Source organism: Halorussus litoreus, assembly GCF_003382685.1.
In the GTDB taxonomy this organism is placed as follows: Archaea; Halobacteriota; Halobacteria; order Halobacteriales; family Haladaptataceae; genus Halorussus; species Halorussus litoreus.
This window is the reverse complement of the sequence record NZ_QLVG01000051.1, coordinates 1-13398: the sequence shown is the minus strand read 5'-3', so window position 1 is coordinate 13398 and position 13398 is coordinate 1. Positions and strand designations below refer to the sequence as shown.

The following is a 13398-nucleotide window of genomic DNA, read 5'->3' as shown; positions in this document are numbered from 1 at the left end:
CGGAAAGGAAAGTCCTAATCCCGCTGACTCGCTAGAACGGGACAATGGACGAGCAACTGCCGGACGTGCAGGCGTCCGAGCCCGACGTGAGCGTCGGTCTCAACCGCGTCGGCGTGACGGGCGTCAAGAAGCTGGTCGAACTCGCCCGGACCGACAAGCGACCCATCGTGCTGACCGCGGAGTTCGAGGTGCTGGTCGACCTGCCGGGCTGGCGGAAGGGCGCGGACATGAGCCGCAACATGGAGGTCGTCGACGAGATCCTCGAAGACGCGGTGAGCGAACCCACCTACCGCGTCGAAGACGTCTGCGGCGAGGCCGCCGAGCGCCTGCTCGAGAAGCACGACTACACCACGAAGGCCGAGGTCCGGATGGAGGCCGAGTACATGCTGAAAGACCGCACGCCCGCGAGCGACCGCCCGACGCAGGCCACCGCCGACATCATCGCCGGTGCGACCGCGACCGAGGAGGGGACCCGCGAGGAGATCGGCGCGCGCGTCACCGGGATGACAGTGTGTCCCTGTTCGCAAGGGATGATGAGCGCGACCGCCCGCGAGAAGCTAGCGGAGTTGGGCGTGGGCGAACAGGAGGTCGAGGAGTTCCTGCAGGAGGTCCCGCAGGCGGGCCACTCCCAGCGCGGGCACGCCACCCTCACGGTCGAGAGCGGGGGCGCGCCCGAGGTGAACCTCGACGAACTCATCGCTACTGCCCGCGACTCGATGAGCGCTCGCATCTACAACCTCGCCAAGCGCCCCGACGAGGACCACATGACCTTCGAGGCCCACGCGAACGCCAAGTTCGTCGAGGACTGCGTGCGCGACATGGCCAAAGGCGTGGTCACGACGTTCCCGGACCTGCCCGACGACGCCGTGGTGACGATGAAGCAGAGCAACGACGAGTCGATTCATCAACATAATGCTCACGCCGAGCGCGTCGCGGAGATGGGGTCGCTGCGAGAGGCGCTGGCCGAGAACTGACCGGCGCTCGTTTTTCGATGAGTCGCGATTCCGACTTCCGATTGGTTCACTCTCGGGGCCCGACCGACTCGTTTCGAATGCCGTGCTATTTGCCCACACACTCATACGACTCCAAGTCCGATTACGAGAACGATACGAACCATGAGCGTCACCGGGCTCTGTCAGATCTGCGAGAGCAACGAAGCCGAGCACTCGTGTCCCAACTGCGGCACCCTCGCGTGCGAGGACCACTGGGTCGAGGCGCGGGGGCTCTGCGCGCAGTGCGCCGCGACCGTCGAGCGCGGGAGTGACGAGGGGGCTGTCGACCCCAGTGACCTCGACGATGATGACGTGATGCGGTTCTAATCGTAGTGAAGCCGCTGACTGGAACAACGAACAGGTCCTCGAAAGCCCTCGGCGCGTTCGCGGTCGCTGAGGAACATATCCGACGGACGTAGTTGCGACGGATAGGGGTTCCTCGGCGACTGAACTGAACGCGTCTCGCCCTTTCAGTCCGCCAGGGAGTTGATTTCGTCACCTGCTGACGCCCGTGGTCAATCGCGCTTCTCCGAGCCCTGCTGTCCGGACCGTCGCCCGCGCCGAAGACAGAGTCACTCCCGCAGGTATGAAGAGGTCGTCGGCCCAAGCCCGACCCGTGACCGTCTCTGCCGTCGTCTTCGACTTCGACTACACGCTGACCGTCCCGGACCGCCCGCGTCAGGAGGTGCTCGACGACGCTACTGCGGCGGTGGGCGCGCCCGACATGTCCCGCGAGGCGTATCTGGAGGCCCACTCGCGGCACCTCGACAGCGACACCCGGATTCCCATCTTCGCCGAGCTGCTGGGCGAGGACTCGGCGGTCGCGCCCGAGGCGCTGGCCGACGCCTACCGCGAGAAGGTCGCCGACTCGCTGGTGGCAGTCGAGAGCGTGCCCGGCCTGCTCGCGGACCTCCGCGAGCACTACGCGCTCGGGTTGCTCACCAACGGGCCGGGCGACGCACAGCAGAGCAAGCTCGACCGCTTCGACTGGGTCGACGCCTTCGACGCGGTCGTGATCACCGGCCACATCGAGGCGGGCAAGCCCGACGAGCGGGCGTTCCGCGCGGTGCTCGACGACCTCGGCGTTGCGGCTGAGGAAGCCGTCTACGTGGGCGACGACCCGGAGGCCGACGTGGAGGGCGCGAAGAACGTCGGCATGCACGCCGTGCAGGTCGTCTTCGAGGGCGGCCCGGACCGCCATCCCGACGCGGACGCGTACGTCGAGCGCGACGCACTGGCGACCGACCTGCCGGGAATCGTCTCGCAGTTGTAAATTGTTTTCAGGCGATGTGTCCGACCGTCCGCCGGTTTCGGCAGGTGAATCAGCTGTCAGTTTCGACCGGTGAACCAGTTGCTCCCCTGGCGGATGAAAGGGCGAAGCGCGCTCGACCCGGCCCGGACGAAGTAAGCACCGCAGGCCGAAAGCCGAGGAGCGCAGCGAGTCCCGGCCGGTCGAGCGCGCCGAGGGCTTTCGAGAACTTGGGTGCTGTTCGGTTGTCGGAGAGCGCGCCGAGGGCTTTCGAGAACTTGGGTGCTCTAACCCGATTACTTCTCTAAATCCTTCTCCTCCAGAACCGCCACGACCACGTCCGTCGCGCGCTTGACCTCTCCGCCGTCCTCGACGAACACCAGCGTTCGCGGGGGCCGAACCGCCTTCGGGCGCACGCGCAGACCCACCGCCTCGGCAGCTTCGGCCGCGGCGTCGACGCCCTCGCGGAACTCGACGCGGATGCGCTCGGGCTGGACGTACACCTCGGCCAGTGCGTCCGAGTCCGCGTCGCGTTCGTCACGAACGACCTCGTACGCCAGTTCGCCGTCCTCGGACGGCTCCACGTCGGGGTCGGCGTTCGCCACGTCGAGCGCGTCGAGGCCGGAGTCCTCGCGGCCCGACACCTCCGAGGAGAGCAGTTGGGCGATGCGCGTGCCGTCGGTGGTTCGGTCCTCGACCATACCGAACGTTCCGGCCGCGACGGAATCAGCCTTCGGCTTTCGGTTAGCCTTCGGCTTTCAGTTCCTCGCGGGCCTCGGCGGCCTCCGCGCTTGCGTCGATGCCTCGACGGCGGGCGTACACCACCGCGGCGGCCTCGATGGTCACGCCGAGGCGACTCTGGAGGTCGTTGATCTCGGCCACCGCGGTCTGCTTGTCGGTGCCCGCCGAGACCACCTTGTCGAGCACCTTCTCGAAGGTCGACTGCTCCTGCAGGATGGACTCGTCCGGGACGAAGTCCTCGGGCACGTCGACATCGCCCGGCTCGAACTCGGCGACGACCTCGCCGTCCTCGTGCGCGAGCAGGCCCTGACTGGTCGCGACGGTGACGAGGCGCTCGGCCTGATCGGGCGAGAACCAGTCGCGGTCGAGCGACAGTGCGACCACGTACTCGCTCTCGGGCATCGACTCCTTGCCCTTCTGCTGGAACGGGGCGGCGACTGCGCTTCGGAGGGACATTCGATTCGAGTGGTGTGGGTAATCCGCGTAAAGGTGGCGGTTCGTCTCGGTTCGGAAGTGTCTGTCTTCGCGGTTGTCGTCGCGGGTACAGTTGTTGTTGCGGGTGCGGTTCTCCGAGACTCAAGTGTACAGGCAGTCGCTGTGGCTGTTGCTGTCACTGATGCTACTGTCGTTTCGGTTACGGTTCTCGCCGATCCGACGGACAGAGCTGTCTTGGTTACGACAGGCATTGCAACAACCGGTTAGAAAGCCCCCGCCCGCTCGCGGTCGCTCAGCGGGATATTCGCGGCTCACTCCGCACCGCCCGAGCCGCGAATAGTGGCCGCGCTGAGACGACCACGGGCCTGCGGCTCGCGAGCTGGCGGCCCCTTTCATCCACCCAAACAATCAGCTGGTCGGTCGAGCACATCCCGGTGGACAGTGGCACCGAGCGCGAGCCTCAGACCTCCCCAGCCTCCTGCGTTGCTCAGTCGTCGCTACGCTCCTCCTTGCGCGACTCGTCCCTCGCACGCATGGGCGCGCTCACGAGGAGCGCGCCAGCGCGCGCCGGGGTGGAGGACGAACCAGCGCGCGCCGACGGTGGGAATCAGGGCGAGCGTCTGAGTGGACCACTCGGATGCACACCACACCGGTCCGGAGCCCAGCGAACGGTTGGGTTTAACCCCTCGTCACCGCAAGGTGGGCGTATGCAAACCCACGTCGTTCCGGTCGGGTTCGACTACGACCGGCTCATCGCGCCGCTCGTGCGCGACCAGTTGAACGTCGACCGGGTCATCCTGCTCGAAGGCGCGGTCGGGAGCGAGGCCAACGTCGAGTACTCGCGGAACCTGACCCAGAAGCTCGAACAGGACTTCCGGAACCTGCTCGGAGCCTCGACCGAGCGCGTGGTGGTCGCGGACGTGTACGACTACGACGCCGCGTTCGAGCAGGCCTACGACCTCATCAACGCCGAGTTGGACGCGGACAGGGAGGTCTGGGTCAACATCTCCGCGATGCCCCGGACCGTCAGCTTCGCGTTCGCCACCGCGGCCCACTCCGTGATGGTCGAGCGCGAGGCCGACCGCGAGAAGATCCACACCTACTACACCGCCCCGGAGAAGTACCTCGAAACCGAACTCGCCGAGGAGCTCCGCACGCAAGTTGACCTGCTCGAAGACCTCCGCGGTGAACTCGACGAGGACCCCGGCGACGCCGGTGACGACCACGCCGACCGCGTCGACGAGCGCCTCGACAGCGCCCGGGACCTGCTCGCGGAGTTCGACGAGCGCGGGACCACCATCGGCGCGAAGGAGATCGACGGCAGCCACATCGTGGAACTCCCGGTCGCGTTGTTCTCGAACGTCAAGCCCTTCGAGGAGGTCATCCTGTTCAAGCTCGGCGAGGACGGCGAGTTCGAGTCGGTGTCGGAACTCGCGAAGGCGCTCGCTCGCGAACTCGGCGAGGAGTACACCGACAGCTTCCGGTCGAAGGTCATCTATAACGTCGACCGGCTGGGACCGGGCGGCAAGGGGTACATCGAGCAGGAGGAGCGCGGGAAGTCACACCGGACGCGGCTCTCCCGCATCGGGGAACTCTGGGTCCGAGCGCACGCGGACAGCGAGGCCGAAACGTAGTGTCGGCCTCGAACTGTGAGCAGGACGACGCAACCGGAACTGAGACGAAACCTGCGGTGCTTTCGTCACCTCGACCCGACTTAGGTGATACCCACCTCGACAACGCGGCTATGCCGAGTCTTCGAGCCCGTACAGCAATCCGTCGCCGGTCCCGACGAACAGTCGGCCGTCCGCGGGCACCGGCGACCCGCTCACCGGCGGGTCGATCCGGACTCGCCAGCGCTCTCGACCGTCGTGGGTCCACGACGTTAGCTCGCCGTCGGTGCCGACCGCGTAGACGCCGCGTTCGCCGACAGTCGGGCCGCCGTAGTACTTCTCGCCCTTCGCGGTCCACTCCTCCTCGCCGGTCGCGGCGTCGACCGCCCGGAGCGTCCCGTCGAGGCAAGCGACGTAGAGAACCCCGTCGGCGAGCGCGGGCGAGGCCTGCACGCCGTCGGGCGGGTCGAGTCGCCACGCTTCCACACCCGTTTCCATCTCCAGCGCGACGAGCGGACCGGTCCCGGTCGGCACGTAGACCAGATCGTCGCCCGCGACCGGCGCGCCGACGGGATTGAACCGCGGGGACTCGCCCAGCGCGCGCGACCACACCTCCTCGCCGTCCGCGAGGTCGATGGCGTGGACGGTCCCCTGCGTGTCGGGGTCGCGCTCGTCGTCGTCGCGGGCCGCGGCGTAGACGGTGCCGTCCGCGACCGCGGGCGCGCCCCAGACCGACGTTGCGACCGGGAACTCCCACCTGACGCTCCCGTCGTCGAGGTCGACCGCGGTCACGCGACCGCCGCCCGACGAGTGGCCCGCCATCCCGATGCCGGCGAGGAGGACGGCGTCGGCGACCGTTGGAGACGACTCGGGATAGGTGAGATCGGTGCGCCAGCGCCCGTACCCGACCGACCGGCCGAGCGCGCGGAACCCGCCGCCGGCCGCGACCGCCCGGACCCCGTCGCGGTGCGGGAGCGCGAGCGTGTCGTCGGCCAGCGCGGGCGTGAGCGCCTTGTAGCCAGTCGAGTCGTGCCACCGGACGGACCCGTCTGCGGGAGCGAGCGCGTACAGGCCGTCGTACGCGGTGTTGGCGTACACCGCGTCGCCGACCACGGGCTGAGTCGAGTTGCGGTAGTAGCTTCCGCCGGCGTGGGCCCACGCCACGCGAGGCTCCTCGCGCGGCCCCTCGGCGTCGGGGTTGTGGGCGGCGTTGGTCGCGTCGAAGCCGAACTGGGGCCAGCGCTGGGCGTCCGGAACGGCGTTCGAGCCGGTGCAGCCCGCCGCGGCGGTCGCGCCGAGCGTCGCGCCGGCCGCGAGGAAATCGCGCCGGGAGAGCGTGGTGGAGGGCATCGATTTTTGGATGGAAGCGTCCGAGGAAAAGGATTTCGTCGGCGTCGCGCTGCAGCGTGCCTGCCGAAGCTTCTATCGACCGTCGGCCTCCAGTTTCTTCACCCGGGTCGCGAGCGCCAGGAAGATCGCCGCGAACGTAATCACGACAGCCCCGGCGGCCGCGATCTCGTGGGTCGGCGACGGGTGTGAGAAGCCGTTCGCGAGCACCTCCTGTCCGGGAAGCGTGGTGTGGTGGGGCGTGCCGACGATGGGGACGAAGTAGTCCACCACGTCGTTGAGCCCGTACCAGACCACGGCGACGAACACCGCGCCGACCGGGAAGTCGCTGTAGCGATGGATGACGAACGCCTCGGCGACCATGCCGAGGTGGCTCCAGAACAGGAAGTTGTACATCAGCACGGAGTTGTGCGAGAACCCGTCCATGAACGCGAGCAGGGTGAACGGCGTCCAGAGCCCGAGTTTGAGACAGCCGAAGAACGCGAGCGCGTTGAGTACCTCGGAGTTCCGGCCCAGTTTCCAGAGCGCGAGGCTGCCTGCGATGAACAGGGTCGCCATCGGGCTGTCGGGCACGAACGGCCACATGACGGGCGGTTCGGCCGCGAACTGCCACGTGATGAGCGGCGTCGAGAGCGGCAGCGGGTGGAACCCGTAGTACCAGAAGCCGAACGCGGTGCCCGCGAGGTTGACGGTGACGATGACCCACGCGTACCGCAGCGCGAGGTCCTCCAGTCGCTCGGGCAGCGGGGCGACGTACCGCGGCAGAGCCGCGCGACTCGGCAACGACATGTGGAAGCGCTCTCGCCTCCGGCGCAAAGCTTTGGCGGTCTCGCACCGGGGCGAGTCTGCACTTCGGCAGTCTCGCGCCGCGGCGGCTCCCCGTCGACCCCATGCTGGGCCGATACGTGCTATCGGCCGAACAGTCGCTCGAAGAGGCTGCGGTCGGTCGCTCGCTCGGCCAGCAGCAGCGAGGTGTCGATGCGGTCGAGCACGTCGAAGTGCAGCGACCCGGTCACGAGCCGCGCGAGCAGTCCCTGCTCGGTCGCGCCGACCAGCAACAGCGTGTGGTCGTCCGCCTCCCGCGAGATCGCTCGCTCGACGTCACCCGTGTCGTCGACCACGCGCGCCGCGTCTTCGAGGCCGTGGTCGGCGGCCCAGTCGGCGAGGAACTGCTCGCCCGCCTCGCGCTCGTCGGAGCCGTCGACGACCCGCATCAGCGTGACCGCCGTCCCGGCGGCCCGCTGGAGCGCACGCGCGACCTCGGCGTTCAGGTCGGCGTGGGCGTTGTCAGCGACCGGGAGGAGGACGCGCGAAACGTCGAATCCGCGGTCTTTGAACACGAGGAAGTCGGCCGGCAGTCGGCTGGCGAGTTCGTCGATGGGGCGCTCGGCCCGACCGGCCGACCACAGCCGGTCTTCTCCCCAGCCCATCACGACCACGTCGGCGCGCTCGCGCTCGGCGATATTGAATATCTCCTCGAACGAGCGGTGGGAGACGACCGTCGAGGTCTCGCAATCGACGTCGTAGCTTCCCGCGATCCCGCGCAGGCCCTCCATCTGTGCGTCCGAGGTGTCGACGATGCGCTCGGTCCGGTCGGCGTTGTAGCCCCGCGGCATTCGCTTGGGCATCTGGACGACGTGGACGATGTGAACGCTCGCGCCCTCCTCCCGGCTGGCGAGCGTACACGCCAGTTCCACGAGGTTGGTCTCGGCGCGGGGGTTCGAGATCGGCACGACGACCCGGTGGCCGCCGGGGTGGTCGAGTTCGGTCCCCTCGCCGGTGTCGACCAGCGGGACGTACGAGCGCCCGGCGAGCCCGCCCAGCAGCCACTCCCGGATCGAGAGCTGACGTTGTGCGCCCTCGAAGCGGGCGGACTCGAGCCGGTGTTCGGTCGTCTGGAAGTAGTTGACCACGGTGACGAGCAGGACGCCGCCGAGGGTGTTGCCCAGCAGGACCGGGAGGACGAACTCGACCATCCCGACCGCGAGCGCGAGGTCGCCGAGCAGCACCAGATACGTCATCTCCGTGAACGAGACCACGGAGTGATAGAGGTTGCCGAGCGGGATCGACAGGAATGCGATGTACACCACGGCGAGCCGGGAGATGGTGTCCCGCGCGGCGTACTCGACCCAGACGACCCCCGCCACGATGAGCCCGGCGAACGCGGCCTTCGCGAACAGGCTCCACCATCCAGTTTCGACGCCCTTGTGACCGAGGTCGGCCGCGACGGCGGCGGCTTCGGGCGAGAGCACGCCGCCGAACGCGAGCGCGGCCGCGCCGAATGCTCCGCCGACGAAGTTGCCGGCAAGCACGACCGCCCAGTTGCGCAGGAGCGCCGGGATGCTCGCGAGCCGTTCGAGCGTCAGCGCGACCGGCGGGAGCGTGTTCTCGGTGTACAGCTGGTAGCCGCCGATGATGATGTAGATGAACCCGAGCGGGTACAGCAGCGCGCTCAACACCGGGTCGCCGCCGGTCGAGACGGTCAGCGAGACGTACAGCATGAACGTGATGGTGATCGCGAACCCGGCCGCGAGCGCGCTGAAGAACAACTCGCGGCTGCTCGAGGTGATCTCCTCGTCGGCAGCCGCGATGATCCGCTGGAAGATCTCGTCCGAGGAGAACCGGTCGCGGACGACCGAGCCGACCGCCGGCGCGCCACTCCGGGAGCGTTCGACGGCCTCTCGGACCGACTCCTCCGGGTCGGGGACATCAGCGTCGGAGTCGCTCATCGTCGGAACTGTCTTCCACGAGGGACTAATCGTTTGGCATCCGAGTTCCACTACGGGTCACCCACGACGGAGTCCAGTAGACGGTCCGGCCGAGCGTCGAACCGGACGACCCCGGCAACGTTCAGGACAATCGGTACGCATTAACCGCTCCCCTCGAAACCTCAGGTATGGCCGAAGCGACAGACATCGAGGAACTCAAGCGAGGGAGCGAACTCGTCAAGCGAGGGTTCGCGCAGATGCAGAAAGGTGGGGTCATCATGGACGTGGTGAATCGGGAGCAGGCCCGGATCGCCGAAGACGCGGGTGCCGTCGCGGTGATGGCGCTGGAAGCCGTCCCAGCGGACATCCGCAAGCGCGGCGGCGTCGCGCGGATGGCCGACCCCGCCGACGTCGAGGCCATCGTCGACGAGGTGTCGATCCCGGTGATGGGCAAGTCCCGCATCGGCCACACCAAGGAGGCCCAGATCCTCGAAGCCGTGGGCGTGGACATGATCGACGAGTCGGAAGTGCTCACCCCGGCGGACGACCGCTACCACATCGACAAGCGCGAGTTCACCTCGCCGTTCGTCTGCGGCGCGCGCAACCTCGGCGAGGCGCTGCGCCGCATCGAGGAGGGCGCGGCGATGATCCGCACCAAGGGCGAGGCGGGCACGGGTGACGTGAATCAGGCTGTCCACCACCAGCGTGCCATCAAGGGCGCGATCCGGAAGACCGAGGGGATGACCCACGAGGAGCGCGAGGCGTTCGCCCGCGAGATCGAAGCGCCCGCTCCGCTGGTCCACGAGACGGCCGAGGCGGGCCGGCTCCCGGTGGTCAACTTCGCGGCTGGCGGTATCGCCACCCCCGCAGACGCCGCGCTGATGATGCACCACGGCTGCGACGGCATCTTCGTCGGCTCGGGCATCTTCGGCGCAGAGGACCCCGAGGAGATGGCCGACGCCATCGTGGCGGCGACGAACAACTGGGACGACCCCGAACGGCTCGCCGACATCAGCAAGGACATCGGCTCGGGCATGAAGGGCGAGGCCAACGCCGACCTGCCCGAGGACGAGAAGTTACAGGGCCGCGGGAACTGAACAGTACACGCGGATAAACGCCGTTTTCTCGAAACCGAGTCGAACAGCGGTCGCTGCGAACCCACATGAAAGCTATTAAACAGTAATACTCAATTGACATTGCTATGGACTCGAACTCTGATAATCCGGTCTTGCGCTACGGAATGGCCTTCAGCAGTGCCGCGATACTCGTGTTCGTCGCGTTCGCCTTCCTCGAAGGAACCATCCGGTGGCTCGTGTTGGGACTCGCGGTCGTGGAAGTCGTGCTCACGCCGAAGTTCCTGAAGTGGGCGAACGAGCAGGACGACGACTAATCCGCTCCGCGGGCGGGTCTTTCCAGCGCAGTTGCGGGCGCGGCGTGCGAGCGCGGTCGCGTCCGCGACCGCGCTCGCAGGACGACTTCCTTGCTATCGCCCGCGGATTCCTTCGACATCCGCAGCCGAACCCGTCACCGTCCCGCCACGACTACCGTTTCCGTTTTCGACGCGCGGGAATCGACGCCGGCCTACATGGTGGTTTGGGTGGTAGCTTCGGGCATGTCGTACGACCTCACCGACAAGACAGCAATCGTGACCGGCGCGGCGTCCGGAATCGGCGCGAAGACGGCCGAACGGTTCGCCGAGGAAGGCGCGAACGTCGTCGTCGCGGACGTGCTGACCGAGGGCGGGCGCGAGACCGTCGACCGCATCGAGTCGGCCGGCGGCACCGCCACGTTCGTCGAAACCGACGTGAGCGACCCCGAGGCGGTCGAGGCGATGGTTCAGGCGGCCGTCGACACCTACGGGAGCGTAGACGTGGCCCACAACAACGCGGGCATCGAGGGCGACGACGAGCGGTTCGACCAACAGACCGAGGACAACTGGGATCGGGTCGTCGACATTAACCTGAAGGGCATCTGGCTGTGCATGAAGTACGAACTCCGGGCGATGGCCGACGACGGTGGCGCTATCGTGAACACGTCGTCCATCGCCGGGCTCTCGGCCGCGGGGCCGACGCCGTACGTCGCCAGCAAGCACGGCATCATCGGCCTGACGCGCGTGGCTGCGTCAGAGTACGCTCGGGCCGACGTTCGGGTCAACGCGGTCTGCCCGGGAGTCATCGACACGCCGATGGTCGACCGCTCGGCCGCGGACAACGCCGACCAGATAGAGCAGTTCGTCGGGATGCAGCCGCTCGGCCGGATGGGCACGCCCGAGGAGGTCGCCAACGCCGTGGTGTGGCTCTGCTCGGAGGAAGCGTCGTTCGTCACCGGCAACGCCTACCCGATCGACGGCGGGTACATGGCGCTGTGAATCGCGAGAGCTACGACCGGAAAACCTCCGCGCCGCCTCCGATCTCGGTCCGGTACGCCCGGGCCTCGATTCCCTCGTCGCCGAACGCGCCGACCATCGCCGCGGCGACCGCGCGCCGCCGCGACTGGCTCCGGCAGATCGCGAGCACCGACGGGCCCGCACCCGAGATGGTCACGCCGGTCGCGCCCGCGTCGCGTGCGGCCTCCGCCACCGCGTCGTAGCCGTCCACCAGCGCAGAGCGCGCCGGCGTGACGACCGGATCGGTCAGGCCGCGGCCGACGAGCGCCGGGTCGTCGCGACACATCCCCGCGACCAGCGTCGATGCGTTGCCGACCGTCTCGACCACGTCGTCCATCGCCATCGAGTCGGGGACCACGCCGCGGGCGTCGTGGGTCGACACCACCGTCTCGGGCAGACAGACCACGACCGGCAGGCTGGCGTCGACCGTCGTCACGCCATCGTCGGTGACGACTGTGAAGCCGCCGAGGATGGAGGGTGCGACGTTGTCGGCGTGGGCGTCGCCCGAGACGACCGCCTCGCCCTCGGCCGCGACGCGGACCAGTTCCTCGCGGGAGAGCCCGCAGTCGTACAACTCGTTCAGCGCGACCGCGGCACCCGCGGCGCTGGCCGCCGACGAGCCGAGTCCCGAGGAGGGCCGGACCCCTTTGTCGATGTGGATGGTGGCCGGGGCGTCGAGTTCGCGGGCCACCACGCCCGCCGTGTTCTTCTCGGGGTCGGTCGGGATGAAGTCCTCGCCCGCGCCGGTCACCTCGATGGTGGTCTCCTCGGCGCGCTCGACCCGCACCACGTCCGCGGGATGGGTCAGCGCCACGCCGAACACGTCGAAGCCGCTCCCGAGGTTCGCACTCGTCGCCGGAGCCCGCACCGTTAGCATATACGTGGGTTGTGAAGGCGCGAGCAAAAACCCTCCGGGGACCACTCCCGCGGTGTACCCGCGGACGGTTCGGAACCGGACCGGTTTCGCTATTCGGCGTCCCAATTCCCGAGCCGTCCCCGAATCATCGCTCCGCTCTCGACTCCTCGACATCCTTTTGGCCCGCGGGCCGATGTATCGGTCCATGCGCCTGCTGTTCGTCCACGCCGACCGCTTCGCGTTCGAGGCCAGCGGGGCCGCCGAGGCCGAGAACGAAGCCTCTGACGCGAGCGAGGGCGAACCCGACGGCGAGGAATCCGCGGACGCGTCGACCGCGGGACGGATGGACGAGTGCGTGGTCGCGTTCGTCGCGGTCGAGCGGACGGACGCCGTCGACCTCGACGCCACGGTCGAGAACGCCGCCGCCGAAGTCCGGGGGCTGGCCGACCGATTGGGCGTCCGGCGAGTCGCGCTCTACCCCGCGGCCAGCCTGAGCGACGACCCCGCAGACAGCGACGCGGCCCGGACCGCCCTCCGGGGAATCCACGACGCACTCGCCGACCTCGAGGTCCTGCGCGCGCCGCTCGACCGGTACACCTCGGTCGACGCGTCGTGGAAGGGCCACCCGCTCTCGGAGGTCGCCCGGCGGGTGGGTCCCGACCGCGGCAGTGTCGAGCGCGAGAGCGACCGCCGCACCGAGAGCGGGTTCGCGGTGATCTTCCCGGACGGCGAGGTCGTCGATGGCGGCGAGATCGGCGACGACAACGCTGGCGACGCGACGATAGCCGACCGCGTCGGCGACGGCCTGCGCGCACTCGTCGACGCGGCGAGAGAGAACGGGCGACCCGAGCCAAGCGAGCGCTCGCTGCCCGTCGAACTGCTCCGCGAGCACGGACTGGCCGACGAGGTCGCAAGCGGCGATGCCGACGAAACTACTAGCGACAGGACCGACCGACTTCGGTGGTTTCCGCGCGGAAAACTGATGACCGACCTGCTCGCCGAGCGCGTCGCCCACCTCGCGGTCGCGGAGGGTGCGATGCCGGTCGGTCCGGCGGTCGGGCGCGGCCGCCGAGC

General features: G+C 68.5%; 14 protein-coding genes. 8 read left to right on the top strand and 6 right to left on the bottom strand.

The genetic code is table 11. The features are described from left to right. The first annotated feature begins 44 nt into the window (after nt 1–44). The 3 genes from mptA to DPQ64_RS15095 all read left to right on the top strand — a co-directional run bounded on the left by mptA (nt 45) and on the right by DPQ64_RS15095 (nt 2265). Nucleotides 45–974: a GTP cyclohydrolase MptA gene (gene mptA / locus DPQ64_RS15105; protein WP_115865148.1), complete on the top strand. Its 930-nt coding sequence runs from the start codon at nt 45–47 to the stop codon at nt 972–974. A 141-nt stretch (nt 975–1115) separates the two neighbouring features. Further along, complete coding sequence (locus DPQ64_RS15100; protein WP_115865147.1) at nt 1116–1319, top strand: hypothetical protein; 204 nt, start codon at nt 1116–1118, stop codon at nt 1317–1319. Between the two features lie 289 nt (nt 1320–1608). Further along, nucleotides 1609–2265 carry an HAD family hydrolase gene (locus DPQ64_RS15095; RefSeq protein WP_115865146.1) on the top strand — a complete coding sequence of 219 codons (657 nt, stop codon included), beginning with the start codon at nt 1609–1611 and terminating at the stop codon, nt 2263–2265. Between the two features lie 272 nt (nt 2266–2537). Here DPQ64_RS15095 and DPQ64_RS15090 read toward each other — a convergent pair whose 3' ends face one another. Next, a complete protein-coding gene (locus tag DPQ64_RS15090) occupies nt 2538–2942 on the bottom strand; it encodes a hypothetical protein (RefSeq protein WP_115865145.1) in 405 nt (134 codons plus the stop codon). 43 nt (nt 2943–2985) lie between these two features. Next, a complete protein-coding gene (locus tag DPQ64_RS15085) occupies nt 2986–3438 on the bottom strand; it encodes a DUF2240 family protein (protein WP_115865144.1) in 453 nt (150 codons plus the stop codon). Between the two features lie 686 nt (nt 3439–4124). Between DPQ64_RS15085 and DPQ64_RS15080 the strand changes: the two genes are divergently transcribed. Then, nucleotides 4125–5051 (top strand): HFX_2341 family transcriptional regulator, encoded by a 927-nt coding sequence (locus tag DPQ64_RS15080; protein ID WP_115865143.1) that lies wholly within the window; start codon nt 4125–4127, stop codon nt 5049–5051. A 108-nt stretch (nt 5052–5159) separates the two neighbouring features. On the opposite strand, the gene DPQ64_RS15075 is transcribed toward DPQ64_RS15080, so the two are convergent. The 3 genes from DPQ64_RS15075 to DPQ64_RS15065 all read right to left on the bottom strand — a co-directional run bounded on the left by DPQ64_RS15075 (nt 5160) and on the right by DPQ64_RS15065 (nt 9103). Beyond that, the gene (locus DPQ64_RS15075) at nt 5160–6377 is read right to left on the bottom strand and encodes an outer membrane protein assembly factor BamB family protein (RefSeq protein WP_115865142.1); all 1218 of its coding nucleotides are present in this window, start codon (nt 6375–6377) and stop codon (nt 5160–5162) included. Between the two features lie 72 nt (nt 6378–6449). Continuing rightward, nucleotides 6450–7163, bottom strand: a complete 714-nt coding sequence (locus tag DPQ64_RS15070) for a DUF1405 domain-containing protein (protein WP_115865141.1) — start codon at nt 7161–7163, stop codon at nt 6450–6452. Nucleotides 7164–7282: 119 nt separating this feature from the next. Beyond that, a complete protein-coding gene (locus DPQ64_RS15065; protein WP_115865140.1) occupies nt 7283–9103 on the bottom strand; it encodes a formate/nitrite transporter family protein in 1821 nt (606 codons plus the stop codon). Nucleotides 9104–9270: 167 nt separating this feature from the next. Between DPQ64_RS15065 and pdxS the strand changes: the two genes are divergently transcribed. The 3 genes from pdxS (at nt 9271) to DPQ64_RS15050 (ending at nt 11450) form a co-directional block, all read left to right on the top strand. Beyond that, on the top strand, nt 9271–10179 hold the full coding sequence (pdxS, locus tag DPQ64_RS15060) for a pyridoxal 5'-phosphate synthase lyase subunit PdxS (RefSeq protein WP_115865139.1): 909 nt from the start codon (nt 9271–9273) through the stop codon (nt 10177–10179). Nucleotides 10180–10283: 104 nt separating this feature from the next. After that, nucleotides 10284–10472, top strand: a complete 189-nt coding sequence (locus tag DPQ64_RS15055; RefSeq protein ID WP_115865138.1) for a hypothetical protein — start codon at nt 10284–10286, stop codon at nt 10470–10472. Nucleotides 10473–10694: 222 nt separating this feature from the next. Beyond that, a complete protein-coding gene (locus DPQ64_RS15050; protein WP_115865137.1) occupies nt 10695–11450 on the top strand; it encodes a glucose 1-dehydrogenase in 756 nt (251 codons plus the stop codon). A gap of 10 nt (nt 11451–11460) precedes the next feature. Here the strand turns inward: DPQ64_RS15050 and DPQ64_RS15045 are convergent, their stop codons facing one another. Then, entirely contained in the window at nt 11461–12345 is an 885-nt protein-coding gene (locus DPQ64_RS15045; RefSeq protein ID WP_115865136.1) for a homoserine kinase, read from the bottom strand. 184 nt (nt 12346–12529) lie between these two features. Between DPQ64_RS15045 and DPQ64_RS15040 the strand changes: the two genes are divergently transcribed. Next, on the top strand, nt 12530–13398 hold an 869-nt coding region (locus DPQ64_RS15040; RefSeq protein WP_303645985.1), incomplete at its 3' end, for a threonyl-tRNA synthetase editing domain-containing protein.

What these genes read in the sequence shown, in the direction of transcription:
- DPQ64_RS15085 (WP_115865144.1), bottom strand. Translation starts at nt 3,438, where the DNA reads ATGTCCCTCCGAAGCGCAGTCGCCGCCCCGTTCCAGCAGAAGGGCAAG.
- DPQ64_RS15045 (WP_115865136.1), bottom strand. Translation starts at nt 12,345, where the DNA reads ATGCTAACGGTGCGGGCTCCGGCGACGAGTGCGAACCTCGGGAGCGGC.
- DPQ64_RS15080 (WP_115865143.1), top strand. Translation starts at nt 4,125, where the DNA reads ATGCAAACCCACGTCGTTCCGGTCGGGTTCGACTACGACCGGCTCATC.
- DPQ64_RS15065 (WP_115865140.1), bottom strand. Translation starts at nt 9,103, where the DNA reads ATGAGCGACTCCGACGCTGATGTCCCCGACCCGGAGGAGTCGGTCCGA.
- DPQ64_RS15055 (WP_115865138.1), top strand. Translation starts at nt 10,284, where the DNA reads ATGGACTCGAACTCTGATAATCCGGTCTTGCGCTACGGAATGGCCTTC.
- DPQ64_RS15090 (WP_115865145.1), bottom strand. Translation starts at nt 2,942, where the DNA reads ATGGTCGAGGACCGAACCACCGACGGCACGCGCATCGCCCAACTGCTC.
- DPQ64_RS15070 (WP_115865141.1), bottom strand. Translation starts at nt 7,163, where the DNA reads ATGTCGTTGCCGAGTCGCGCGGCTCTGCCGCGGTACGTCGCCCCGCTG.
- DPQ64_RS15075 (WP_115865142.1), bottom strand. Translation starts at nt 6,377, where the DNA reads ATGCCCTCCACCACGCTCTCCCGGCGCGATTTCCTCGCGGCCGGCGCG.
- pdxS (WP_115865139.1), top strand. Translation starts at nt 9,271, where the DNA reads ATGGCCGAAGCGACAGACATCGAGGAACTCAAGCGAGGGAGCGAACTC.
- DPQ64_RS15100 (WP_115865147.1), top strand. Translation starts at nt 1,116, where the DNA reads ATGAGCGTCACCGGGCTCTGTCAGATCTGCGAGAGCAACGAAGCCGAG.
- mptA (WP_115865148.1), top strand. Translation starts at nt 45, where the DNA reads ATGGACGAGCAACTGCCGGACGTGCAGGCGTCCGAGCCCGACGTGAGC.
- DPQ64_RS15050 (WP_115865137.1), top strand. Translation starts at nt 10,695, where the DNA reads ATGTCGTACGACCTCACCGACAAGACAGCAATCGTGACCGGCGCGGCG.